We start from the raw sequence: 24,484 nt of genomic DNA on the forward strand, positions 1-24,484 counted from the left end.
GACCATTCGCGCTTTGGTCTAAGCTTTGGCCCCGGCCGCTCCGCCGTGCCATATCCGTGGCTCTGGAACGGCCCGCGGGCCACCCTCCGCGCCCTGTAACCGAGACGGCAGCGACGAAAACGAGGCCACGAAGCACATGACGATCATCAGAAACGGCAGCGTCCTCCTGCCGGACGGAACCTTCGAGGATCGCGACGTCCACGTCGCGGACGGCATAATCGTCTCCCTGGACGGCCCCCGAAACGGCCGGACGGGCACGACGGGCCTGGTCGTCGACGCCGCCGGGCTGCTCGTGCTGCCCGGCCTCGTGGATCTGCACGGCGATGCCTTTGAACGACAGCTTATGCCCCGGCCCGGCGTCTCCTTCCCCCATGTCCTGGCCCTCGTGGAGACGGATCGCCAGATGGCCGCAAGCGGCATCACCACGGCTTTCCACGGCCTGACCTGCTCCTTCGAGCCCGGGCTGCGCAGCCTCGACGCAGCAATCCGCTTCCTCGACGAACTCGACGCCGCGCGCCCGCTCCTCGGCTGCGACACCCGCGTCCACCTGCGCTTCGAGAACCACAACCTCGATGCCGCGCCCAAGGCCGAGGCCTGGATCGACTCCGGCCGCGTCGACCTCCTCTCCTTCAACGACCACCTCGCCTTCATGCTCGCCAGGCTCGACGACCGGAACAAGATGACCACCTACCTCGCCCGCACCGGCCTTTCGCGCGACGACTTCGCCGCGCTCCTGCGCCGCGCCGAGGCGCACGGCGCCGACGTGCCCGCCGCCCTCGGCCGCCTGGCCGCCGCGGCCCGCGCACGGAACCTGCCCATCGCCTCGCACGACGACCCCTCACCCGAGGTCCGCGGCCGCTACCGCGCCCTGGGCAGCCGCGTCTCCGATTTCCCAGAGACCATGGATACCGCCCGCGCTGCCCGAGACCACCACGACGCCGTCATCCTCGGCGCTCCCAACGTGGTGCGCGGCGCAAGCCACGACAAGCGCCTCACCGCCATGGACGCCATCGCCAACGGACTCTGCGACGTCCTGGCCTCGGACTACTTTTATCCCGCCTTGCCCCAGGCTCCCTTCATCCTCGACCGCCGAGGCCTCCTGCCCCTGGGGAAGGCCTGGGATCTCGTCTCCGCCAACCCCGCCCTAGCCGCGGGCCTCGACGACCGAGGCCGCATCGCCGAAGGGCTGCGCGCCGACCTCGTGCTCGTCGACACCTCCCGCCCCGATCTGCCCCGCGTGCGCCTCGCCATGGCCGGAGGGAAGATCGTGTTCGGGACCTGCTGCTGAGCTTCTCTTTGTAGATAGAGAGGGGGAAAGGGAGAGGAGGGAGGCAGATGCCTCCGGCGGCCAGGGAGGGCTCCTCGCCCTCCCCGCGAGGGGGTCACCCCCTCGACCCGCCTTCGCACGCCATACCTCGGTTGATGAACCCCGGGTCGTCCGGGCGTGGGAAACTGTCGTCTGGCGGTGGTTGTGCGCCGCTGGATGTGAGGGAAGATCGGGCCGGATTTTTCTTCTCCCGCCGTCCTCGGCGGGAGAAGAAAAATCCGGCCCGCGCCATCTCCTTTGCCCACGGAAAATCGAGCGAGCGCCTTTGCAGACCCAGGGCAAAGGAGAGGGGGGAGAGATTTTTCAGGTGAGTTTGGGTTCTAAGGCGGAGGGGCATGGAGAGGTCACGCCCCGACAGCGATCGTGCCCGAGATTTTTTCCGTGCGCCCTGCCGCAGGCGAGGTGCGCGGAAAAAAGCTCGGGCACTTCCGTGCTGCTGCCCCTCACGCCCGGGCTTCGTCTGCCGGACCTGGCCAAGTGCCAAGAGCGAAGCGGGTCCAGGCTCAGCCTGGCGCGGGAGAGTCCAGAGAGGGGCGCGCAGCCCCTCTCTGGCCGCCGGAGGTATCCGTCTCCCTTCGCTCTACAAGGCGCCTTCGAGCTTCAGCAGGTATTCCTTCATTTCCAGGCCGGGTCCGAAGCCGTGCAGTCCGTCGGAGCCGAGGACGCGGTGGCAGGGGATGACCAGGGGCCAGGGGTTCTGGGCCATGCACTGGCCCACGGCGCGCGAGGCCTTGGGGCTGCCTGCCTTGGCGGCGAGCTCGCCGTAGGTGAGGGTCTTGCCCTTGGGCACGCGGGCGAGTTCGGTGAGCACGGTGCGGCGGAAGGGGGTGAGGCGGTGCATGGGCAGGGCGAGGTTCGGCCAGGTGTCGAGCTTGCCCTGCACGTATGTCTCCAGGGCCTGCTGCAGGGCGCGGCCGTCCGGGCTCGTGGGGTTGGCCGCGAAGTCCTTGCGCGCCCAGGTCAGGGCGATGGCGGCGAGCTCGTTGCCGTCCCAGCGCAGGGTCAGGGCCAGGGGCTCGGCGCAGATGTACTCGTAGCGGGTGGAGGCGGTCGGGTTCATGGCGTCCTCCTGTGGGGGATGGGAGATGGCGGGATAGTGTAGTCGCGGCCCTGGGTGACGTCCAGGTCGGCGAGGGCCGAGTCGATGGCCCGGCGCAGGGCGGGGCGGTCGGAGGCCCAGTCGGGCGCGGCCAGTTCGCCGGGCGCCGGGTCGGCGTGCAGGCGGTGGACCACGACGTCCGGCCGGAGCCGGGCGAGGCAGCGGGCCAGGCCCTGGGCGTAGGCCTCGCGCGAGGGCGGGACGAAGGAGCCCTGCTCCCATGCGGCGAAGAGCAGGCTGCCCCGGCTGACGAAGAGGTTGTGGAATTTTATTCCGGCCACGGGCAGGGCGTTCAAAAAATCGACGCTCGAGAGCCAGTGGGCTTCGGTTTCTCCGGGCAGGCCGAGGATGAGATGGGCGCAGACCTGAAGGCCCACTCCGGCTGCGGCTGTCGTCGCGCGGGCGAAGCAGGCGGCGTCGTGGCCGCGGTTGATGCGCGCCAGGGTGGCGTCGTGCGCGGACTGCAGGCCCATGTCGAGCCAGGTTTCGGGCAGGCCGAGGGAGCGGAGCAGGGCGAGGTGCTCCGGGCGCAGGGTGTCGGGCCTGGTGGAGAGGCAGATCCCGATGCAGTCGGGAAGGGCGGCCGCCTGGCGCAGAAGGTGTTCGAGACGCGGGAAGGGCAGGTGGGTGGCGGTGTGGTCCTGGAGATAGGCCAGGAAGGCGGTGGAGGGACCGTATTTTGCATGGAAACGGGCACGCCAGATTTCCCACTGTTCCGCCACGGAGAGGTGCCCGAGGCCCGAGCCTGCCGCGCGCGGCGAGCAGAAGGTGCAGCCGCCCGTGCTCAGGGTGCCGTCCCGGTTGGGGCAGGCGGCCGCGACGTCCAGGGGGATCTTCTGGACGCGTCGGCCGTGGCCGGCGCGCAGGTGGGCGGAGAGGGCGCGGTGGCGTGCTGTCGTCATCGGGTCGTCACCGGGTTCGTCATCGGGGATGTCCTCGGGGATGTCCTCGGGCCGTCGTCCGCCTCTCCTGACCGGGGCTCGAGGCCCGGGCCGTTCGGGCGGCAGCGGCTCGCCGGGCGGCTTTCGGGCAGGATGCCTGGGAGCCCGAGGCCTGGGGTCAAAGCCCCTTCCCTGTTGCGGGCGGGGGGGTCTTCTGTTACCACGGGCACGGAACTGCGTCCATGAGCCCTCCGGGCCCCAACTTGCGCCATTCCCAAGGAGTTTTCGTATATATGGCAAAGATTCTCGACACCGTCCTCGGCTATTTTTCCAATGATTTGGCCATCGACCTCGGAACCGCCAACACCCTGGTCTACGTCAAGGGCAAGGGCATCATGCTGCGCGAGCCCTCCGTGGTGGCGGTGAAGAAGGACGCCCGGGGCGGCAACAAGGTCCTGGCGGTCGGCGCGGAGGCCAAGCGCATGCTCGGCCGCACGCCGGGCAACATCGTGGCCATCCGTCCCATGAAGGACGGCGTCATCGCCGACTTCGAGGTCACGGAGGCCATGCTGCGCCACTTCATCGCCAAGGTGCACAACTCCAGGCGCCTGGTGCGTCCGCGCATCATCATCTGCGTGCCCACGGGCATCACCCAGGTGGAGAAGCGCGCGGTCAAGGAGTCGGCGCAGTCGGCCGGAGCGCGCGAGGTCTACCTGATCGAGGAGCCCATGGCCGCGGCCATCGGCGCCAACCTGCCCATCACCGAGCCGACCTCGAACATGGTCGTGGACATCGGCGGCGGCACCACCGAGGTGGCGGTCATCTCCCTTTCGGGCATCGTCTATTCCAAGTCGGTCCGCGTGGGCGGCGACAAGATGGACGAGGCCATCATGCAGTACGTGAAGCGCAAGTACAACATGCTCATCGGCGAGAGCACGGCGGAGCAGATCAAGATCCAGATCGGCTCGGCCTACCCCACGGGCGACAGCGAGGAGCTGGAGGTCAAGGGCCGCGATCTCGTCTCGGGCATTCCGCAGAACATCATGATCACTTCCGAAGAGGTGCGTAAAGCCATCGCCGAGCAGGTGGAGGCCATCGTCCAGGGCGTGCGCATCGCCCTCGAGCAGACCCCGCCCGAGCTGGCCGCGGACATCGTGGACCGCGGCATCGTGCTCACGGGCGGCGGCGCGCTGCTCAAGGGGCTGGACCAGCTCCTGCGCGAGGAGACCCACCTGCCCATCGTGGTCGTGGACGACCCGCTCTCGGCCGTGGTGCTCGGCTCGGGCAAGGCGCTCGAGCACATCGATCTGTACAAGGAAGTGACCATCGATTGAGGGGCGGCACGCGCGATACCGGGCCGCGCGCCACGCGCGCGGCCGAGGCGGCGAAGCCCGTTGACTTCAACCACTGCACGGGGGCGGACGTAGGCCGATGAAAGGACGATTGGGAGCCAAGCGGTTCGTCCTGCTCCTCGTGGTGGTGCTCATCCTCTACCTCAGCCTGTACACCTGGAACCTGAAGAAGGGCGTGCTGGACCGGCTCGCGGCCAACACCGGCCTCGAGTTCACGGGCTACGTCCTGAAGCCGGGCGACTGGGTCAGGCAGCACGCCATCGACCTGTGGAGCGGCTACGTGGACCTCGTGGGGGTGCGCGAGGAGAACGTGCGCCTGCGCGACGAGCTGCAGACCCAGATCATGGAGAACGTGCACCTGCGCGAGCAGGCCGCGCGCGTGCCCCAGCTCGAGGCCCTGCTGAGCTTCCCCCCGCTTCGCCACTGGCGCTCCGAGGGCGCGCGGATCATCGGGCAGCGCCTCGGCCCGGCCGGAGCGCTGGAGACCGTGCTCGTGGATCGCGGCGAGGAGGAGGGGCTTTCGCTGGACGCCCCGGCGGTCACGCCTTCGGGCGTGCTCGGCCGCATCCTGCGTCTTTCCCCGCATTTTTCCACCGTCCTCCTGCTCGACGACCCCAACAGCCGGGTCGCGGTCATCGGCCGCGAGCACCGGGCCATCGCCATCCTGGCAGGCCAGGGACCGGGCGAGCCATTGGCGCTGCTCTACGTGCCGGTCAGCTCCACCCTGTCCGTGGGCGAGATCCTGGTGACCTCGGGGCTGGACGGCATCTTCCCCAAGGGGCTGCCCGTGGCCCGGGTGACCAAGGTCGAGAAGCCCGAGGTCTCCCTCTTCCAGCGGGCCGAGGCCGAGCCCCTGACGGACGCGCGGCACGTGGAGAACGTGCTGCTGCTCTCCAGGGTGGACGCGGACGACCAGCAGAACGCGAGCGAGCCCGCGCCGCGCGCCCCGGGCTCCGGAGCCGACGAGTCCGTGGACGATTCCGACGCCCAGACCTCCGACCAGGCCGTGGGCCCTGACCAGTACGTGGACGGGGTCGAGGAGGCCGAGCCCGACGCTCCGGCCGCGGCCGCGCCGCAGAAGGCGGGCGCGCAGGCCAAGCCCGGCGCCAAGGCCAAGACGGAGAAGGACAAGGCCGGAAAGGCCCAGAAGGACAAGGCCGAGAAGGCCGGGCAGGCCAAGCCCAGGCCCCGGCCCACGACCGAGCAGAAACCCCAGGCCAAGCCCGCCACCCAGGTGAAGACGGGACCGAGCGACATCACCACCCGGCCGCCCAAGCACGCCCGGGGCACGGGGAACTAGGCGTGCGCAGGCTGCTCTTCTGGACGATCTTCACCGTGGCCGCCATCTGGGGGCAGTTCCTGGTGCCGGGCGCGGACTTCCTGGCCGCGGGGTTCGTCGTCAGCCTGCAGGAGCAGAAGCGCTCGCGCACCATCTGGCTCGTGCTCGTCTGGATCCTGCTGCAGGAGGGCATGGGCAGCCTGGCCTTCGGCACCGTGCCGCTGCTCTACGGCACCCTGTACCTGGGCTACCACTGCGGCCGCTGGCTCTTCGAGCCCAAGAACTTCCTGTTCATCTGCCTGCTCGGCATCTTTTCCGGCGTCATGCAGGCCTGGCTCGGATTGACCATGGCCGCCCTGCAGGACGCGGTGCCGGACCGCCAGGCCGTGCTCACCGCCGCGGCCATTCAGATTTCCCTGCTCCCTCTGGAGTGGGCCCTTTTGACCAAGCTCTACGCGAAGTACGCCGTGCGCCATGCATATCGAGCTGCAGCCTGAGGGTCAGAGCGCTCCGCGCAGCGGCCTGACGCTGCTGCAGGTCCTCATCGTGGGCCTGTTCTGCGCCTTCGCCATCCGCCTGTGGTATCTGCAGATCCACAAGGGCGAGTACTATGCCGAGAAGGCGCGGGACAACCGCCTGCGCCAGGAGGCCATGTACGCCCCGCGCGGGCTGATCCGCGACCGCGACGGCAAGCTCCTGGCCATGAACGAGCCCGCCTACGCCCTGGCCATCGTGCGCGAGGACGTGGACGACGTGGACGCGGCCCTGGACCAGGTCGCGGAGTGGACCGGCATCCCGCGCGCCGAGCTGCAGCGGGTCTACGTCAAGGGCAAGCGGCGCACCAAGAGCTTCGAGCCCCTCATCCTGGCCACGGACCTCTCCCCGGGGCTTCTCGCGCGCATCGAGGCCAACAGCCTGCGCTGGCCCGGCCTCGAGATCGTGGTCAAGCCCAAGCGCTACTACCCCGAGGGCGACATCCTGGCCCACGTGCTAGGCTACGTGGCCGAGGCCAACGAAGAGGAGCTCGAGAAGGATAAGGGGCTCGCCCTCGGCGACTCCGTGGGCAAGCGCGGCCTCGAGCTGACGCTCGAGCAGCGCCTGCGCGGCGTGAAGGGGCTTCGGCAGATCGAGGTCGACGCCTCGGGCCGCCAGCTGAGCTCCCTGGTGCTGCGCGACCCGCGCGCCGGCGCCGATCTCAAGCTGTCCATCGACCTCGAGCTGCAGAAGCGCATCAGCGAGACCATGGACAAGGACGGCCACGTGGGCGCGGTGGTGGTCATGGAGCCCTTCAGCGGCCAGGTCCTGGCCCTGGTTTCCAGGCCCTCCTTCGATCCCAACTCCTTCGTCGTGGGGCTCACGCCGGACGAGTGGGCCAAGCTGCGCGACGATCCCCGCCATCCCATGCAGAACCGCGCCACGCAGAGCGTCTATCCGCCGGGCTCGACCTTCAAGACCGTGACCGCTGCCGCGGCCCTGCACGACAACATGGTCGATCCCAAGAAGGCCATCTTCTGCTCGGGCTCCATCGCGCTGGGCAGTCACGTCTTCCGCTGCTGGAAGAAGGAGGGCCACGGCTGGGTGGACCTCAGGCGCGGCCTGATCGAGTCCTGCGACGTCTATTTTTACGAGCTCGGCCAGCGCATCGGCGTGGACAGGATCGAGAGCTTCGCCAAGGCCGCGGGCTTCGGCAAGCCCACGGGCATCGACCTGCCCAACGAGAAGGCCGGGCTCATCCCGGGCCGGGAGTGGAAGTGGAAGCGCTTCCACGAGCGCTGGCAGGGCGGCGAGACCCTGAACATGGCCATCGGGCAGGGCTACACCCAGGTCACGCCCCTGCAGCTGGCCCGCTTCTACGCCTCGCTGGTCAACGGCGGCAAGATCGTGCAGCCCACGCTGCTCGACGAGGAGACGCCCAAGTATGCGGGCGACCTGCCCTTGACCTCCGCGCAGCAGGAGCTCCTGCTCTCGACCATGCGCGAGACCGTGGACAGCCCGCACGGCACCTGCCGCAAACTGCGCACGGACGGCGCGGTCGTCGGCGGCAAGACGGGCACGGCCCAGGTGGTGCGCCTCAAGGAGGAGCAGCGCGGGGCCAAGACCTCGGAGATCGAATACCGCTTCCGCGACCACGCCTGGGTGGCCAGCTGGGGCATCAAGGACGGCCGCGCGGTCGTCATCGTCTGCATGATCGAGCACGGCGGCCACGGCGCGGACTCGTCCGTTCCCGTCGTCAGATCCATTTATGATTTCCTGTTCGCCCAGAACCACATCGACGCCGAGCAGTGGCCCCACGTGGTCAATCCTGCCGACGACCTGCCCGTGAACAGGGTGGTGGCCAAGGGCGACCTCGGAGGAGGGCACTCGTGACCCCTATAGACCGCAGGCTCTTCCTGCACATCAACTGGGGCCTTCTGGCCCTCACGGCCGTGATCTACGCCATCGGCGTGCTGAACCTCTATTCCGCCTCGGGCATCCGGCTCGAGGGCGGCATCACGGTCTCGACCTTCTACCAGAAGCAGCTCGTCTGGGGCGCCCTGGGCCTTTGCTGCATGCTGGCCTTCATGCTCTTCGACTACCGCCACCTCAAGGTCGTGGCCTGGCCGCTGTACTGGGTCACGGTCCTCCTCCTGGTCTTCGTGCTCTTCATGGGCAAGATAGCCGGCGGCGCGCAGCGCTGGATCAACCTCGGGTTCATGAACTTCCAGCCGTCGGAGCTGGCCAAGATCAGCATCCTGCTCATAGGCGCGCGCATCCTGTCGCGCGAGTCAGGGGTCCTGAGCCTGAAGCAGCTCGTCTACATCCTGGCCGTGGGCATGCTGCCCGCGGTGCTGATCATCCTGCAGCCGGACCTCGGCTCGGGCCTCTCCGTGCTGCTCCTGCTCGGCGGCATCATTCTGTTTCGCGGCGTGCGCGGCGGCATCCTGAAGGCCGCAGCGGTCATCGCGCCGTGCACCCTGCCGCTCGGCTGGTTCGTGCTCAAGGACTACCAGAAGAAGCGCATCCTGACCTTCCTCGACCCGGCCAACGACCCGCTGGGCGCGGGCTACCACATCATCCAGTCGCAGATCGCCATCGGCTCCGGGCGGCTCACGGGCAAGGGCTTCCTGGCCGGTACGCAGAGCCAGCTGCGCTTCCTGCCCGAGAAGCACACGGACTTCGCCGTGGCCGTGTTCGGGGAGGAGTGGGGCTTCCTCGGCATGATCACCCTGGTGGCGCTCTTCTGCGCCTTCCTCTACCAGTTCTACATCGTGGCGCGCGAGGCCAAGGACCGTTTCGGGGCCTTTCTCTGCGCGGGCGTGTTCTTCTATTTCTTCTGGCAAATCCTCATCAATATGGGTATGGTACTGGGGCTCATGCCGGTCGTGGGAATCCCGCTGCCCTTCGTCAGTTACGGCGGCAGCGCCCTGCTCGTGAACTACTGTCTGATCGGAATAGTCATGAACGTGTCCATGCGACGCTTCGTCTTCAAACAGGCCTAAGGGGGCGGGGGCCCATGCTCGGGAGAAAGAAAGAAATGTCCAAAGACGAGATAAACGCCTTTCTGGGCGCGGGCACCGCGTACCAGGGCAAGCTCCATTTCCAGGGTTCCGTGCGCATCGACGGCGTGTTCCACGGCGAAGTGACCTCGGACGGAACGCTGGTGGTCGGCCAGGAGGCCGACGTGCAGGGGCAGATCCACGTGGGCCAGCTGGTGCTCTCCGGCCGCATGACCGGCGAGGTGCACGCGCGCGAGAAGGTCGTGCTGCACAAGACCGCCAACCTGCAGGGCAGCCTCTACAGCCCGGTGCTGGTCATCGACGAGGGCGCGGTGGTCGAAGGCACCATCACCATGCACGGCGAGCCCGAACCCGTCCCGGCCGAATAATCGTCGCCCGCGTCCGTGGGCGGCATCCCCCATCTTCATCGCCGCGGCGCCCCTCCTGTCCGGGCGTCGCGCCGCCACCCCCCGAAAGCCCCCCCCGTGCGCATCTCGCACAGGGGTTTCTGCCCAATGCGTGAAAAACCGCACAAAAGGCGCCGGACCTCGGTTCCGTGGGCGTGAACAGTAGCTTTCCGGGCAAAAAGCCTTTGACACGCCATTTCAAATCACGTAAAGGCCGTCTGTCCTTGAACCAAAATTCACAACCTTTCCCGGGGGCGCGCATGATAGATATCGACTATACTATCTTCATTCAGCTTGCGAACTTCCTGATCATGTGGTTCCTGCTGAACCAGATCCTCTTGAAGCCCATCCGGGGCATCATCAAGAAGCGCGCCGAGCACATGTCCAGTGAGCTCGACGCCATCACGACCTTCGGCAACAACGCCACCAAGAAGCTTGCGGATTACGAGTCCGCTCTTGCCCAGGCGCGCGCGGCGGGCGCGGCCGAGCGGGAGCAGCTGAAGACCCAGGCGCACGACCGCGAGCAGGAACTGATCGCGGCCGCGCAGAAGGACGCTTCGGCCACACTCGGTGCCGCGCGCAGCGAAACCGCCGCGCAGGCCAAGACCGTCATGGACACGCTCGGCAAGGACGTGAGCCGCATGGCGGGCCAGGTCACGGCCAAGATCCTCGGCTAGGAACGCGGGAGGGAGATAACGTGAAACGGACACTCAAGATTGCCGCCTACGCGGCAGCGATGGTGCTCCTGGCCTGCGCGGTGGCTTACGCCAACGAGGCTGCGGGCCATGCGGCGGAACACGGTGCAGAGGGGCTGCCGTGGAAGAACTTCGGGCTTCGGGTGCTGAACTTCGTCATCGTGGTGGGCATCATCTGGAAGTTCGCGGGCAAGGCCATCGGCGACTTCTTCAGGGGCCGCCAGGACAAGATCCGTCAGGATCTGAGCGACCTTGAGACCCGGCGTCGCGACGCCGAGGCCAAGCTCAAGGACGTGGAGAAGGGCATCGCCAACCTGGAGACGGAGAAGGCCAAGATCCTGGCCGACGCCCGCGCCCAGGGCGAGGCCATGAAGGCCGGCATCGTGGCCGAGGCCGAGAAGAAGGCCGAGCAGATCAAGACCGCGGCCGAGACCGCCGCGGTCGCCGAGCGCAAGGCCATGGTCGACCAGATCCGTTCCGAGGTTGCGGATATGGTGGTCGAGGCCGCCGAGGCCATGATCAAGGAGAAGCTCACGGCAGAGGACCATCAGAAGCTCGTGGACAAATACATAACCAAGGTGGTGCTCAATTGACCGACAACATCATTGCCCGGAGATACGCCAAGGCGTTGTTCTCCCTGGGCCTTGAAAAGGGCGGTGATGAGCTCGCCGCCTACGGCAAGGACCTGGCCGCGTTGGCCGAGATCCTGAAGGGCTCCCCCGAGGCTCTGAAGGTCTTCAGGAATCCCATCTTCGGCGCCCAGGACAAGAAGGTCGTCATCGGCAAGATGATGGACAAGCTGGCCGTGGGGCAGATGGTCCGCAACTTCTGCCTGCTCCTGGCGGACAAGGACAGGCTGGGCTACCTGCCGCAGATTCAGGTCGTGTTCGCGGAACTCCTCGATGCGCACCAGGGCGTCCTGCGCGGCAGCCTGGTGACCGCCGTGGAAGTCCCGGACGCACGGAAAGAGGCCATCAAGCAGCAGCTGGAAAGCCAGGCCAAGGCCAAGCTCGTGCTCGGGTACGAAATCGACCCGGGAATTCTTGGCGGAGTGGTTCTGAAGGTTGGCGACAAGGTGTTGGACGCGAGCTTGCGCGCGCAACTTTCCATGCTCAAGGAACAAATCATAAGGGGTGAGTAGGGCCATGCAGATCAAAGCGGAAGAAATCAGCCAAATCATCGAGTCTCAGATCGCGAACTACCAGTCGCAGGTCGAGATGAGCGAGACTGGCACCGTCCTCTCGGTCGGTGACGGTATCGCCCGCGTCTACGGCGTGCAGAACGCGATGGCCATGGAGCTGCTGGAGTTCCCCGGCGGCGTCATGGGCATGGTCCTCAACCTGGAAGAGGACAACGTGGGCGTCGCGCTTCTCGGCGAGGACACCGGCATCAAGGAAGGCGACCCGGTCAAGCGCACCGGCAAGATCTTCTCCGTGCCCGTCGGCGACGCCGTCCTCGGCCGCGTGGTGAACCCCCTCGGCCAGCCCATCGACGGCATGGGCCCGATCCAGTCGGCCGAAACCCGCGTCGTGGAAGTCGTGGCCCCGGGCATCATCGCCCGTAAGTCGGTCCACGAGCCCATGTACACGGGCCTGAAGGCCGTCGACGCCATGACCCCGATCGGCCGCGGCCAGCGCGAGCTGATCATCGGCGACCGCCAGGTCGGCAAGACCGCGGTCTGCATCGACGCCATCATCGCCCAGAAGAACTCGGGCATCAAATGCTTCTACGTGGCCATCGGCCAGAAGAAGGCCACGGTCGCCCTGGTCGCCGAGACCCTGCGCAAGTACGGCGCCATGGAGTACACGACGATCATCTCGGCCACCGCGTCCGACCCGGCCTCCCTGCAGTTCATCGCGGCCTACTCCGGCTGCACCATGGCCGAGTACTTCCGTGACTCGGGCAACCACGCGCTGATCATTTACGACGACCTCTCCAAGCAGGCCACCGCCTACCGCCAGATGTCGCTGCTGCTTCGCCGCCCCCCGGGACGCGAGGCCTTCCCCGGCGACGTCTTCTACCTCCACTCCCGTCTGCTGGAGCGTTCCTGCAAGGTGAACGACTCGCTGGGCGCCGGTTCCCTGACCGCCCTGCCGATCATCGAGACGCAGGCCGGCGACGTGTCCGCGTACATCCCGACGAACGTGATCTCGATCACGGACGGCCAGGTGTACCTCGAGCCGAACCTCTTCTACGCCGGCATCCGCCCGGCCATCAACGTGGGCCTCTCCGTGTCCCGCGTGGGTGGCGCCGCGCAGATCAAGGCCATGAAGCAGGTCGCCGGCACGCTGCGCCTCGACCTCGCCCAGTACCGCGAACTGGCCGCCTTCGCGCAGTTCGGCTCCGACCTGGACAAGGCCACGCAGCAGAAGCTGGCCCGCGGCGCGCGCATGGTCGAGCTGCTCAAGCAGCCCCAGTACCAGCCGATGCCGGTCGAGGAGCAGGTCGCGGTGATCTACGCCGCCGGCCGCGGCCACATGGACGAGGTCCCGGTCGAGGCCGTGCGCAAGTTCGAGGAAGGCCTCCTCGAGTTCCTGCGCAACGCCAAGCCCGAGGTGCTCAAGGGCATCGCCGAGAAGGCCGCGCTGACGGATGAGACCGAAGGGGCCCTCAAGGCCGCGCTCGAGGAATTCAAGAAAGGCTTCAAGGCCTAAGCGGGGTATGCATCATGCCGTCGCTTAAGGACGTCAAAAACAAGATCAACGCGGTCAAGAAGACGAAGCAGATCACCAAGGCCATGAACATGGTGGCCTCGGCCAAGCTTCGTAACGCCCAGAGCCGCATCGAGCGCTTCCGGCCCTACGCTGAGAAGTTCTACGAGATGCTGGGCGACCTGGCCGCGGGAGCGGACCCGAGCGTGCATCCGCTGCTCGAGCGTCGCGAAGAGGTGAAGACCGTGGGCATCCTGGTCGTCTCCTCGGATCGCGGGCTTTGCGGCAGCTTCAATACCAACCTGAGTCAGACCGCCCGCAAGCTCGCTGACGAGAAGAAGGCGGAAGGAAAGACGGTCAAGCTGTACTGCGTCGGCAAGAAGGCGCGCGATTTCTTCCGCAGGCGCGGATACGACATCGCTATGGCCCTCGGCGACAAGATGAACAGCTTCGACTTCAGCCTGGCCAACCAGCTCGGCCTGGAGGTCATCGGCGCGTACATGAGGGGCGAGCTCGACGAAGTCCACCTGGTCTTCGGAGAGTTCTTCTCCATCGCCCGGCAGGTTCCCCATGCCATGGCCATCCTGCCGATGCAGGGCGCCACGGAAGGAGAGTCCAAGGGATCCTCGGTGGAGTACATCTATGAACCTTCGGTGGAAGGCCTGCTGGCGGAGCTCCTGCCCCGCTTCATCAAGGTCCAGATCTACCGCGGGCTGCTCGATACCTCGTGCAGCGAGCACGCCGCACGCATGTCGGCTATGGATAACGCCACCAAAAACTGCGACGACATGATCGGGTCGCTCACGCTGGCCTACAACAAGGCCCGCCAGGCGACCATCACCAAGGAACTCATGGACATCGTCGGCGGCGCCGAGGCGCTGAAAGGATAATCAAGGGGGCTATTGCAAATGAGTGCGAACGTCGGAAAAGTCGTTCAGGTCATTGGTCCCGTCGTGGACCTGGCGTTTCAGGAAGGGCAATTGCCCAACATCCTGAACGCCATTGACATCAAGAACACCAACAACCCCTATGCTGAAGCCCTCGTCGTCGAGGTTGCTCAGCACCTGGGCGACAACGTGGTGCGCTGCATCGCCATGGACTCCACCGACGGCCTGGTCCGCGGCATGGAAGGCACCGATCGCGGCGAAGCCATCTCCTGCCCGGTGGGCAAGGCCGCCCTCGGCCGCATCCTGAACGTCGTCGGTCGCCCGGTGGACGAGAAGGGGCCGATCAACGCCGAGAAGAGCCTGCCGATCCACCGTGCGGCGCCGAGCTTCACGGAGCAGTCCACCGAGGTCAACCTGCTCGAAACCGGCATCAAGGTCATCGACCTGCTCATCCCGTTCCCCAAGGGCGGCAAGATGGGCCTGTTCGGCGGCGCCGGCGTGGGCAAGACGGTCATCCTCATGGAGCTCATCAACAACATCGCCAAGCAGCACGGCGGCAAGTCCGTGTTCGCGGGCGTGGGTGAGCGCACCCGTGAGGGCAACGACCTCTACCACGAAATGATCTCGGCCGGAGTTATCGACAAAGCCATCCTTGTCTACGGCCAGATGAACGAGCCTCCGGGAGCCCGCGCCCGCGTCGCCCAGACCGCCCTCACCGCCGCTGAGTACTTCCGCGACGAGGAAGGCGAGGACGTGCTCCTGTTCGTCGACAACATCTTCCGCTTCACGCAGGCGAACTCCGAGGTGTCGGCGCTTCTCGGCCGCATGCCCTCCGCGGTGGGCTACCAGCCGACCCTGGGCACGGACGTGGGCTCTCTGCAGGAGCGCATCACCTCCACGCACAAGGGCTCCATCACCTCGGTGCAGGCCGTGTACGTGCCCGCGGACGACCTCACGGACCCCGCGCCGGCCACGACCTTCGCGCACCTTGACGGAACGCTCGTGCTTTCCCGTCAGATCGCGGAGCTCGGCATCTACCCCGCGGTGGACCCGCTCGACTCCACGTCGCGCATCCTGGACCCGCTGGTTCTCGGCCAGGAGCACTATGCCGTCGCCCGCGGCGTGCAGCAGATGCTCCAGAAGTACAAGGACCTGCAGGACATCATCGCGATTCTCGGCATGGACGAGCTCTCGGACGAAGACAAGATCACGGTCGCCCGCGCCCGTAAGATCCAGCGCTTCCTGTCCCAGCCCTTCCACGTGGCCGAGGCCTTCACCGGCAAGCCCGGCAAGTACGTCAAGCTCGAGGACACGATCCGCGCGTTCAAGGAGATCCTGGATGGCAAGCACGACGCTCTGCCCGAAGGCGCCTTCTACATGTGCGGCGGCATCGAGGAAGCCATCGAGAAAGCCAAGGAATAAGGTAGCGCCATGGCCCAGATCCATCTCGAAATCGTCACCCCGGACCGTAAGGTGCTCTCGCAGCCCGTGGACTACGTGGGTGCGCCGGGCATCGAAGGCGAGTTCGGCATCATGGCCAACCACGTGCCCTTCCTCTCGGCTTTGGGCATCGGCAACCTCTATTACAAGGAAAACGGCAAGTACTACTACGTCTTCGTGGCGGGTGGCTTTGCCGAGGTGAACAACAACAAGGTCACCATCCTTGCCGAGGTCGCCGAGCGCGCCGCGGAGATCGACGTCTCCCGCGCCCGCATCGCCAAGGAGCGGGCCGAGGAACGGCTCCGCATCCAGAAAGAGGAGATGGACTTCGCCCGGGCCCGGGCCGCGCTGCAGCGCTCCCTGGCCCGCATGCGCTGCCGCTCCTCCGCCGAAACGGCCGGTACGTGCACCATGTAGCGTGATCCGTCCCCCGGGACGGAGAATGAGACCCTGACAGGCGGGCCTCCCTCGAGAGGCCCGCTTTTTTTGCGCCATAACGCTCCCGGCGGTTCGAGCTGCAAAGTGGAGGCGGGTCCTGCGGAAGCTGCAGGACAGGTGAGGGGCGCCAAGCGTCCTCGAGTGCAGGACGGACAGAAATGCTGCCGGGATGCACGGCCCTGGCCTCGTGCGGACGGCCCGGACCGCTTCCGGCCTTCCGTGCAGCGTACGTCTTCAGCCGGAAACGAAAAGGGCCCGGGTCGACGTCGACCCGGGCCCTGGTTCATTTTCCCGTGCTGCCGAGGATGCGCCTACTGCCCCTTGAGCGCGTCCATGAGGGTGTTCAGCTCCTGGGCCAGGCGCGCGAGGTCGGACACGGCCTCGGCGGACTGCTCCATGGCCTGGGCCGTCTCCGCGGCGATGCGGTTGACCGACTCCGTGCCCCGGCTGATCTCCGCGCTGGCCGCGGACTGCTGCTCGCTGGCCGTGGCGATGCCGCGCACCTGGTCCGCCGTCTGCACGACCATGGTCTGGATCTCCTCCAGCGCGCTGCCGGAGAGTCTGGCCCGTTCCGTGCCCTGGTCCACGGCCTTGGCCATGTCCTCGGTGCCCGCGATGGATTCGCGCGCGCTGCGCTGGATGGCCCCGATGGCCTGGGTGACCTCCTTGGTGGCCTGCATGGTCTTCTCGGCGAGCTTCCTGACCTCGTCCGCGACCACAGCGAAGCCCCGGCCCGCGTCGCCTGCGCGCGCGGCCTCGATGGCCGCGTTCAGGGCCAGGAGGTTGGTCTGGTCCGCGATGTCGGAGATCACGTCGAGCACCCGGCCGATGTCCTGGGCCTGGCCGCCGAGCTCGGCCATGTCCGCGCCGAGCTTGCCTGCCTTGTCCTTGATCGTGCCGATGGCGCCGATCACGTCGCGCACGATGGCCGCGCCCTGGTCGGCCTTGGTGCGCGCGCCGTCGGCCAGCTCCGCGGCCTGGCCCGCGTTCTTGGCCACCTCGAGGACCGTGGCGTTCATCTCCTCCATGGCCGTGGCGGTCTCGTCGGTCATGCGGCGTTGTTCGTCCGCGCCCCGGCTGGCCTGCTCCACCTGGGCGGAGAGCTCCTCCGAGGCCGAGGCCACCTGATCGGAGATCTGGGCCGCGTCGCGCGCCACAGCGGCGATGCGCTCGTTCTGCGCCTCGACCTGCTTCTGCTGCGCCCTAAGCTCGGTGAGGTCGGAGAAGACGCCGAACCCGCCGAGCGTGTTGCCGTCCAGGTCGTAGAGCGGGGCCGTGTCGATCTGCGCAAAGCGCAAGGTTCCCTTGCGTCCCTTGACCTCGGTCAGGGTGCCGATGACCGGGCGCTTCTCGCGCATGGCCCGGCCGATGAGCGTATCGCGCCCCTTCTCGCCGTAGAAGAACTCGGCCAAGTCGCGGCCCTGGTACGCGTCGGGCTGCTCGTCGAACTCGAGGAAGTTCAGGATGGCCTGGTTGACGAAGAGGATCTTCTGGTCGTTGTCCACGACCACGCAGGGCATGGTCAGCCCGTCAAGGAGGCCCTGGCTGAAGCCCAGCCGCTTCTTGAGCTCGAGGACCATTGACCGCACGTTCTCGGCGAGATCCTTCAGCTCGTAGCGGTAGGTGCCGCTGAGCGCGGCCTGGAAGTCGCCTCCGGAGACCGCCGCGGTGAAGGTCTCGATGTTCTGCACCGGGCGGACGATGAGCTTGCGCGAGATGATGAAGATGATGGCCATGAGCACCAGGATGGTGCAGATGCCCACCACCACGAGGACGTTGCGCTGCTCGTTCGCGAGCTGGGTCATCTCCGAGACGTAGGTGGTCATGGCCACGGTCCAGCCGGTCTCGGGCACGCGGACGAAGGCCATGAACTTCTGCTCGCCCCGCCAGGGATAGAACAGGGAGCCGTTCTTCATCTGCAGGGCCTGCCTGATGAACTCCTGGTCGCCGAAGTTCTTGAGGATCGTGCTCTTGTCCTGGCCGTGGGCGATGAAGACGCCGTTCTCGTCGAAGGCGAAGGCGTAGCCGCGCTTGCCGAAGTGCAGTGTGTCGATGAAATGCTCCGTGAACACGTCCCAGCGGGGGAAGACGCCCACGCCGCCCACGAGCTTGCCCGTGGCGTCGTGCACCGCGGCGCTCACGCCGAAGATGAGCATCTCCTTGTCCGCGCTCTTGGCCTTGAGGATGGTGCGGCTGCAGTACGACTCCTGCCCGGCGAGGATGGCCTTGACGTAGTCGCGGTCGGAACGGTCGGCACCGGCCATGTTCTTGCCGAGCGCGTTGTAGCCTGCCACGACTTTGCCGTGCAGGTCGAAGGCGAACATGGCCCAGTAGTCCGGGTAGGCCTTGATGAAGCTGGCGAAGCGCTCATCGGCGCGGGACGGGTCGCCGGTCTCGAAGGCGCTGATGATGGCCGCTTGGCCCGCGAGGCTCACGACCATGCTGCGGCTGTAGTCGAGATACTGCTTGAGGGCGGTGGCGGAGAGGTCGGCCTGGGTGGTCACGGCCTGGCGAGAGGTCTCGAGCGCCATGGTGTTGGACGATCGTGTAACGTAAAGTCCCATTCCCGCGATGGCCACGATGACTGCCAGGGAAACCGAGACGACGAGAACCGAGCCTATGCTGCGTTTGAACATGGCGACTCCTTCGCGGTAAGAGGACATGCCTCGCCAAGATTATGCTCACAATGTAAATGGTCAACAATTATATTACGTAAGACAGAAGGAAAAGGAAACCCCGGGTATCGGCCCCGCGAAGAGAGAGGCCGGGAGGGGGGCGAGCGGTCTTGACGCGGGGATGCGCGGGGCATAGACGGCCCAATCAGGCAACCCTCGGGAGGTCCGCATGAAGCGTGATTTCGTCATGGCGCGGCTTCTTGCCGCCGTTCTCGCCGCCTGCTGCCTCTGCAGTCCGGCGGCGGCGGACTCGGCCCAGGCAGGGGCCGAGTCCGGGCACCCCGGCAGGCTGCTGGTGGCCGTGAGCATCCCGGCGCAGAAGCACATCGTCGAGAAGATCGCCGGCGACCTCGTCGAGGTCCTGGTAGTGATCCCGGCGGACAGCGACCCGCACGGCTACGAGCCCAAGGGGACCCAGCTCGCGGCCCTGGCCAGGGCGCGCCTGCTGCTGCGCCTCGGCGTGCCCTTCGAGGATGGCTGGGCCGCGCGCCTGGCGGGCCTGGACAAGGGGCTCACCGTGGTGCGCACGGCCGAAGGGACGGTCATGCTGCCCCTGCCCGAATCCAGGTCCGACGAGAACGGGCTGACGGACGGCGACGCGACAGGCCCCAATGCCGCAGCGGCGGCCGCGCCCGTGGAATACGATCCCCACGTCTGGCTCTCGCCCGCTGCCGTGCGCACCATGGCCCTGTCCACGGCCCAGGCCCTGGCCGTTGCCGACCCGGCCCACGCAGCGGCCTTCCGCGCCGGGCTCGAGGCCATGCTGGCCGAGACTGCGGCCACGGACGCCGCGGTGCGCCAAAGTCTGGCCCTGGTGCCGCCCGGCACGTCCTTCCTGGCGGCGCATCCCGCTTTCGCCTATTTCGCGCACGACTACGGCCTGCAGGAGATCGGCATCGAGCGGGCGGGCAGGGAGCCGGACCCCGCCGGGCTCGACGCGCTGTCCGCCGAGGCGGGCGGGGCCAACGTCCGCCTCGTGCTCGTCTCGCCCGCCTTTCCCCGCCGCGTGGCCGAGGAGCTGGCAAAGGAGCTCGGCGCCAAGGTGGTGAGCATCGACCCTCTGGCCGAGGACTGGTCCGCCAACATGATCCGCCTGGCCGCGGCCGTGGCGGAGGGCGCGCGCTGAGCCGCCCGGGGCCGCTGGCCCGGGCGGGGAGAGGGCGGCCCGGTTGCCATGCGGCGTGAAACGGCCTAGTGTCGCGGCCGCTGAAAGCATCGACGTGAACCCGAAAACGATACGCGAGACGAAGGCCGGACGGATGCCCGGCTTCGCCGCCGACAGCAAAACGGCTGCGGCGGGAGCGAGCCGGGAACCGCGTTTTCCGGCCAAGCGGTCTTCCGCGGAATGCGGCCTTGCGCATTGTGCGGACGTCACGCCCGAGACCGGCCTGTGAGCAAAGAAGCCTACGCCCTCTCCTGGGTCACACCTTCCCTTGCCGTGGGCTCCGCCCCGATGTCCTACGAGCAGCTCGCCTCCCTGCACGCGCAGGGCGTGCAGGCCATTTTAAACCTCTGCGCCGAGTTCTGCGACCTGCACTGGATCGAGTCGGACGAGGGCTTCGAGGTCTACTACCTGCCCATCCCGGACGAGGAGGCCCCTGACCTCGCCGAACTCGAGAAGGCCCTGGAGTGGCTGGACGGCGAGCTCTACCTCGGCCGCAAGATCCTCATCCACTGCCGCCACGGCATCGGCCGCACGGGCACGGTGCTCAAGGCCTACCTCCTGCGCAAGGGGCTCGGCCACCGCCAGGCCGACCGCGCCATCAAGGGGCTGCGCTCGCAGCCCGCGAACTTCGACCAGTGGTGGTTCCTGCGCAAGTACGGCAGGCTGCAGGGCAGGCTCACCATCCGCGAGCCCTCGCTCGAGCGCAGGGACTCCGTGGACCTCTTTCCCTTCCTGGCGGACTGGGAGCGCATCGTGCGCACCGTGGACGCGCGGCTGGAATCCGCCGGGGAGAAGGAACGCTGCGGCCAGGAGCACGACCGCTGCTGCCGCGACCTGGTGCACATGGGGCTCGGCGGCGCGGTCTACCTGCACCATTTCTTCAGCGGCACGCTCGGCCGCCGCGACCGCGAGGCGGTCACGGAGCGGGCGCTCTCCGCCGCGCGCGAGCTGCGGGAAGTGACGCGCGCGCACGGCGGCGCGCTGGGCGACGAGGGGCTTGCCGCGGCGTACCGGGCCAGGGAGCAGGTCTGCCCCCTGTCCGAGCTCGGCGAGTGCATGGTCTTCAACCAGCGGCCGCTGCAGTGCCGCCTCTTCGGCGTGGAGCCCGGGCTTCGGGCGGAGGTGAGGGAGTGGGCCGCGGCCGAGATGGCCTCGCTCTCCGGCGGGCTCTGGCTGGCCCTGACCGGGAGCCTGGAGCAGGGGCCCGCGCTGCGCTTCTCCCTGCCCGAGGTGCTGACCGGAAAATTCGTGCAGACCTTCTTTCACCGCCTGATGACCATGCAGGCGGCTACTCCTGGCATTTCTCGATGAGTTCCTTGGCGCGCTGATAGGTCGGCTCGATCTGCAGGGCGCGCGTGAGCCGGTCCAGGGCCTTCTGCTTGCGGCCCGCGTGGTAGTAGATGAAGCCCATGTTGAAGCACACGGCCGCGCTCGTCCCGCCGAGGTTTCCGTTGATGCGCAGCGCCTTGTCCAGCCACGAGGCGGCCTTCTCGTAGCTCTTGCCGTCCACGTAGGCCATGGCCACGTTGTAGTGCAGGTTCTCGTCCTCGGGCGCTATCTTCAGCGCCTTCTTGTATTCCTTGATCGCCTCCTCCCACTTGTTCTGCTGGCGCAGCGCGATGCCCAGCGAGTTGAAGGTCTCGAGGTCCGAGGCGTCGAGCACGTCGTGGCGCGACTCGAGGCTCTGCCGCAGGTAGACCTCGGCCAGCTCGGGCGCGGACTCCATGCACAGGGAGGCGATGTTGCGGTAGAGGTTGGAGACCTTGGCCATGGCCTGGCGCGTGGCCAGCTTGGTGGCGGTGTCGAAGTAGGTCTTGGCGCGCGCGGCCTTGCCCTGCTGCAGGTGGATGCCGCCGATCTCCATCTTGCGCTCGATGTTCAGGGGCGAGAGCTTGTCGAGCTGTTCGAGGAGGTTCAGGACCGCGGAGTGGTTGCCGTCCTCCTTGTGGAACTGGGCCAGCTTCTTGATGGGCTCGAGGTAGAGGTTGCCGCCGCGCATGGCGCCCTCGTATGCGGCCAGGGCCTCGGACCTGCGGTCCAGGCCCTTCAGGGCGTCGCCGCGCAGCATGAGCCCGGCCGGGCTCTGCGCCTTGTACTCCAGGACCTTGTCCGAGATGACCAGGGCCTTCTCGAACTCGCGCTGCGCCAGGAAGCGCTTGCCCGCGTCCAGAAGCTCGCCGATCTTGGAGGGCGGCTTGATGGTGAAGGCGATCTTCTCGATCATGCCGTTCACGGAGATGGGCTTGGTGATGAAGTTGGAGACGCCCATCTCGTGCAGGAGCACGAGGCCGTCGCGCTCGATCTCCGTGGTCAGGACGATGATCCTCAGGTCCGGATAGTCGTTGCGCAGGTAGCCGATGAACTCGGCCGAATGCACGCCGTCGAGCTCGCGCTCGATGAGCATGAGGGGCTTTCTGCCCTCCTTGACGGCCGCGCCGATCTGGCGCTGCGCCGGACCCTTCTCGGTGAAGCTCTCCAGGCAGTCCTGGGGCAGGGCCAGCAGCTTCTGGACCGCGCTGCGGAACGTCTTGCTGAAGGCGTTGTCCTTGGAGACCGTGATGAAATGGCCCCTGTCCTGGAGAATGAAGTTCCTGACAATCTCGTCGAAATTCTTGTCGTTGCCCATCGTCGCGTCCAGAAGTAGAAATGGAGGACATGACTGTCCGTCGTAGGGCATCTTCTCAGAATATCGAGTGATGTCAACGAATCGGGTCGGAATTATCATCCGGAGTGATAGATACGATGAGCGCCAAGAAAGGATCGGACTTCAGCCGCCGCGACCTTCTTTTCGGCTTCGTGGACCGCATCCGCGGCCGCGAGCCGGGGGAGAAGGCGGTTACCGGAGTGACCCAGGAATCGAGCGAGGCGGACGGCCATTTCGCCGCGGGCCGCTGGAGCGAGGCCGTGAACGCCTATCGCGACGTGCTCGCGCGCGAGTCCGGCAACGAGGAGGCGCGCGTGCGCCTGGGCATCTGCTTCTACCGCCAGGGCAAGCACACCCAGGCCGTGGTCGAGCTCGGCCGCGTGCTGCGCAAGCGCTCCCACAACCTGGCCAGCCTCTACCTGGGGCTCTGCCACGCCCGGCGCGGCGAGCTGGACAAGGCCGCCACGGCCTGGAAGGCCTATTTCGAGCCCAGCCGCGTGCCGCTCATGCGCGAGATCAACTTCCAGCTGGCGCGCATCGAGACCGAGAAGGAGGTCGACTCCGGCTCCGTGGCCGCGGCCGTGGAGGAGGCGCTGGCCGCGGAGCAGGGCTGAGGCCCCGGCCCCGCGTCCCCGCCGCCCGCGGTTTCCCCGGGCGGCGCTTCTCCCCGGCCAGGCCGGGGAGCCCTTTTTTTGCGGCTCTCGGTTGCCATTGCCGCGGGCAAGGGGGTAGTATGGGACGGCTGCCCGGAAACCGGGCGGAAAGGGACGGACATGCGCCGATCCGACAGGCTTCCCCCTCCATGTGACGAAACCGCGAAACCGCGCCCGGCGAAGCGGAGCACGAGAGCCGTGCCCCTGCCGCCGTGCCTTCGCCACGCCCGCGATCCCTCCTCCTCTCCCGCGCTTCTCCCTTCTCCGTCCCCCGCCTCGTCCGCCTTCGGGGCGGTCGGCCTCAGACCGGCGGGTCGCCCGCTCCGGACGGTCCGGACAGCGAGGCGGATTTTGTGGGCGCGGGGCCGCGCATGATTCGCCGCACGGCCCGGTGCAAGGCCCGGCATGCCGCGCGCGGCGCGGCTTCCGGAGCGCTGCGGCAGGTCCCCCGAAGGCCCGGAATGCGGGCATGTGACGACGTAACCGAATGTTACTTCGGCCGTAACATAACCGTCACAGCCTGAATCTACTTCTCTGGGGCGTTCGACAACAGCCGCATTCCCAATCAATTTTTATGAGGAGAACGACCATGAAAGCCAAACTTCTTGCCCTCGCGGCCGTCCTTACCCTGGCCCTGACCGGCAGCGCCTGGGCCGGCAGCCTGACCATCAAGGGTTCCACCACCGTTCTGCCCATCATGCAGCGCGCCGTGGAGGCCTACATGAAGGCCCATCCCGACATGAAGATCGACCTCTCCGCCGGCGGCTCCGGCGAGGGCATCAAGGCCCTCATCGACGGCACCACGGACATCGCCATGGCCTCGCGCGAGATGAAGGACAAGGAGATCGAGCTGGCCAAGAGCAAGGGCGAGGATCCCAAGATGATCATCATCGCCCGCGACGCGGTGTGCGCCATCGTCAATCCGAACAACCCGGTCCAGAACCTGACCGTGGACCAGCTCCAGGGCATCTTCTCCGGCAAGATCACCGACTGGAAGGACGTGGGCGGCAACCCCGGCCGCATCGCGGTCATCTCCCGCGACTCCTCCTCCGGCACCTTCGAGACCTGGCAGGAGCACGTCCTGAAGAAGGAGAAGGTCTCCCCCATGGCGCTGATGCAGGCCTCCTCCGGCGCGGTCATGGAGTCCGTCTCCAAGAACAAGTACGCCATCGCGTACGACGGCCTGGGCTACGTGACCAAGGACGTCAAGGCGCTGAAGGTCAACGGCGTGACCCCCTCCGAGGCCACTGCCCGCGACGGTTCCTACCCGGTGTCCCGCAGCCTGCAGATCTACGTCAACGGCGAGCCCAAGGGCGAGCTGAAGGGCTTCGTGGACTACCTCCTGAGCCCCGCCGGCCAGAAGGACGTCAAGGAAGCCGGCTACGTCACCGTGAAGTAACATTCCCTCTGTAGTC

22 protein-coding genes are annotated in these 24,484 nt (G+C 67.1%); 18 read left to right on the forward strand and 4 right to left on the reverse strand.

Annotation, left to right across the window (positions count from 1 at the left end):
- The first annotated feature begins 25 nt into the window (after positions 1 to 25).
- Positions 26 to 1,288 (forward strand): alpha-D-ribose 1-methylphosphonate 5-triphosphate diphosphatase, encoded by a 1,263-nt coding sequence (locus DSX2_RS04260; RefSeq protein WP_268870066.1) that lies wholly within the window; start codon positions 26 to 28, stop codon positions 1,286 to 1,288.
- A gap of 619 nt (positions 1,289 to 1,907) precedes the next feature.
- Here the strand turns inward: DSX2_RS04260 and DSX2_RS04265 are convergent.
- Positions 1,908 to 2,387 carry a methylated-DNA--[protein]-cysteine S-methyltransferase gene (locus DSX2_RS04265; RefSeq protein WP_020878919.1) on the reverse strand — a complete coding sequence of 160 codons (480 nt, stop codon included), beginning with the start codon at positions 2,385 to 2,387 and terminating at the stop codon, positions 1,908 to 1,910.
- On the reverse strand, positions 2,384 to 3,328 hold the full coding sequence (locus DSX2_RS04270; protein ID WP_020878920.1) for a TIGR01212 family radical SAM protein: 945 nt from the start codon (positions 3,326 to 3,328) through the stop codon (positions 2,384 to 2,386). The genes DSX2_RS04265 and DSX2_RS04270 overlap by 4 nt, the downstream gene beginning before the upstream one ends.
- Positions 3,329 to 3,600: 272 nt before the next feature.
- On the opposite strand from DSX2_RS04270, the gene DSX2_RS04275 reads away from it, so the two are divergent.
- The 13 genes from DSX2_RS04275 (at position 3,601) to DSX2_RS04335 (ending at position 15,911) form a co-directional block, all read left to right on the forward strand.
- Positions 3,601 to 4,641 (forward strand): rod shape-determining protein, encoded by a 1,041-nt coding sequence (locus tag DSX2_RS04275; RefSeq protein ID WP_020878921.1) that lies wholly within the window; start codon positions 3,601 to 3,603, stop codon positions 4,639 to 4,641.
- Positions 4,642 to 4,738: 97 nt separating this feature from the next.
- Positions 4,739 to 5,959, forward strand: a complete 1,221-nt coding sequence (gene mreC, locus DSX2_RS04280) for a rod shape-determining protein MreC (protein WP_020878922.1) — start codon at positions 4,739 to 4,741, stop codon at positions 5,957 to 5,959.
- 2 nt (positions 5,960 to 5,961) lie between these two features.
- Entirely contained in the window at positions 5,962 to 6,435 is a 474-nt protein-coding gene (locus tag DSX2_RS04285) for a hypothetical protein (RefSeq protein ID WP_020878923.1), read from the forward strand.
- On the forward strand, positions 6,413 to 8,305 hold the full coding sequence (gene mrdA / locus DSX2_RS04290) for a penicillin-binding protein 2 (RefSeq protein WP_020878924.1): 1,893 nt from the start codon (positions 6,413 to 6,415) through the stop codon (positions 8,303 to 8,305). The genes DSX2_RS04285 and mrdA overlap by 23 nt, the downstream gene beginning before the upstream one ends.
- Entirely contained in the window at positions 8,302 to 9,417 is a 1,116-nt protein-coding gene (rodA, locus tag DSX2_RS04295) for a rod shape-determining protein RodA (RefSeq protein WP_020878925.1), read from the forward strand. The genes mrdA and rodA overlap by 4 nt, the downstream gene beginning before the upstream one ends.
- Positions 9,418 to 9,452: 35 nt before the next feature.
- Complete coding sequence (locus DSX2_RS04300; protein ID WP_035040604.1) at positions 9,453 to 9,803, forward strand: polymer-forming cytoskeletal protein; 351 nt, start codon at positions 9,453 to 9,455, stop codon at positions 9,801 to 9,803.
- 278 nt (positions 9,804 to 10,081) lie between these two features.
- Positions 10,082 to 10,498: an ATP synthase F0 subunit B gene (locus DSX2_RS04305; protein ID WP_020878927.1), complete on the forward strand. Its 417-nt coding sequence runs from the start codon at positions 10,082 to 10,084 to the stop codon at positions 10,496 to 10,498.
- Between the two features lie 59 nt (positions 10,499 to 10,557).
- Complete coding sequence (gene atpF, locus DSX2_RS04310) at positions 10,558 to 11,109, forward strand: F0F1 ATP synthase subunit B (protein ID WP_052014683.1); 552 nt, start codon at positions 10,558 to 10,560, stop codon at positions 11,107 to 11,109.
- On the forward strand, positions 11,106 to 11,657 hold the full coding sequence (gene atpH, locus DSX2_RS04315) for an ATP synthase F1 subunit delta (protein ID WP_020878929.1): 552 nt from the start codon (positions 11,106 to 11,108) through the stop codon (positions 11,655 to 11,657). The genes atpF and atpH overlap by 4 nt, the downstream gene beginning before the upstream one ends.
- Before the next feature lie 4 nt (positions 11,658 to 11,661).
- Positions 11,662 to 13,170, forward strand: a complete 1,509-nt coding sequence (atpA, locus tag DSX2_RS04320; protein ID WP_020878930.1) for a F0F1 ATP synthase subunit alpha — start codon at positions 11,662 to 11,664, stop codon at positions 13,168 to 13,170.
- A 14-nt stretch (positions 13,171 to 13,184) separates the two neighbouring features.
- Complete coding sequence (locus DSX2_RS04325) at positions 13,185 to 14,057, forward strand: F0F1 ATP synthase subunit gamma (protein WP_020878931.1); 873 nt, start codon at positions 13,185 to 13,187, stop codon at positions 14,055 to 14,057.
- Positions 14,058 to 14,075: 18 nt separating this feature from the next.
- Entirely contained in the window at positions 14,076 to 15,476 is a 1,401-nt protein-coding gene (gene atpD, locus DSX2_RS04330; protein WP_020878932.1) for a F0F1 ATP synthase subunit beta, read from the forward strand.
- 9 nt (positions 15,477 to 15,485) lie between these two features.
- Positions 15,486 to 15,911 (forward strand): F0F1 ATP synthase subunit epsilon, encoded by a 426-nt coding sequence (locus DSX2_RS04335; protein ID WP_020878933.1) that lies wholly within the window; start codon positions 15,486 to 15,488, stop codon positions 15,909 to 15,911.
- Between the two features lie 332 nt (positions 15,912 to 16,243).
- On the opposite strand, the gene DSX2_RS04340 is transcribed toward DSX2_RS04335, so the two are convergent.
- Positions 16,244 to 18,568 carry a methyl-accepting chemotaxis protein gene (locus tag DSX2_RS04340; RefSeq protein ID WP_020878934.1) on the reverse strand — a complete coding sequence of 775 codons (2,325 nt, stop codon included), beginning with the start codon at positions 18,566 to 18,568 and terminating at the stop codon, positions 16,244 to 16,246.
- Between the two features lie 208 nt (positions 18,569 to 18,776).
- Here DSX2_RS04340 and DSX2_RS04345 point away from each other — a divergent pair, with 208 nt between their 5' ends.
- Positions 18,777 to 19,733: a metal ABC transporter solute-binding protein, Zn/Mn family gene (locus DSX2_RS04345; RefSeq protein WP_020878935.1), complete on the forward strand. Its 957-nt coding sequence runs from the start codon at positions 18,777 to 18,779 to the stop codon at positions 19,731 to 19,733.
- Positions 19,734 to 19,997: 264 nt separating this feature from the next.
- Positions 19,998 to 21,083, forward strand: a complete 1,086-nt coding sequence (locus tag DSX2_RS04350; protein WP_020878936.1) for a dual specificity protein phosphatase family protein — start codon at positions 19,998 to 20,000, stop codon at positions 21,081 to 21,083.
- On the opposite strand, the gene DSX2_RS04355 is transcribed toward DSX2_RS04350, so the two are convergent.
- The gene (locus tag DSX2_RS04355) at positions 21,061 to 22,398 is read right to left on the reverse strand and encodes a response regulator (protein ID WP_020878937.1); all 1,338 of its coding nucleotides are present in this window, start codon (positions 22,396 to 22,398) and stop codon (positions 21,061 to 21,063) included. The two genes, DSX2_RS04350 and DSX2_RS04355, sit on opposite strands and share 23 nt — an antisense overlap.
- 116 nt (positions 22,399 to 22,514) lie before the next feature.
- On the opposite strand from DSX2_RS04355, the gene DSX2_RS04360 reads away from it, so the two are divergent.
- Both DSX2_RS04360 and DSX2_RS04365 read left to right on the forward strand, forming a co-directional pair.
- The gene (locus DSX2_RS04360) at positions 22,515 to 23,030 is read left to right on the forward strand and encodes a tetratricopeptide repeat protein (protein ID WP_020878938.1); all 516 of its coding nucleotides are present in this window, start codon (positions 22,515 to 22,517) and stop codon (positions 23,028 to 23,030) included.
- 628 nt (positions 23,031 to 23,658) lie between these two features.
- A complete protein-coding gene (locus DSX2_RS04365; protein ID WP_020878939.1) occupies positions 23,659 to 24,468 on the forward strand; it encodes a phosphate ABC transporter substrate-binding protein in 810 nt (269 codons plus the stop codon).
- Positions 24,469 to 24,484: the final 16 nt, after the last annotated feature.

The sequence above is a fragment of the Desulfovibrio sp. X2 genome (assembly GCF_000422205.1).
Taxonomy (GTDB): Bacteria; Desulfobacterota; Desulfovibrionia; order Desulfovibrionales; family Desulfovibrionaceae; genus Alkalidesulfovibrio.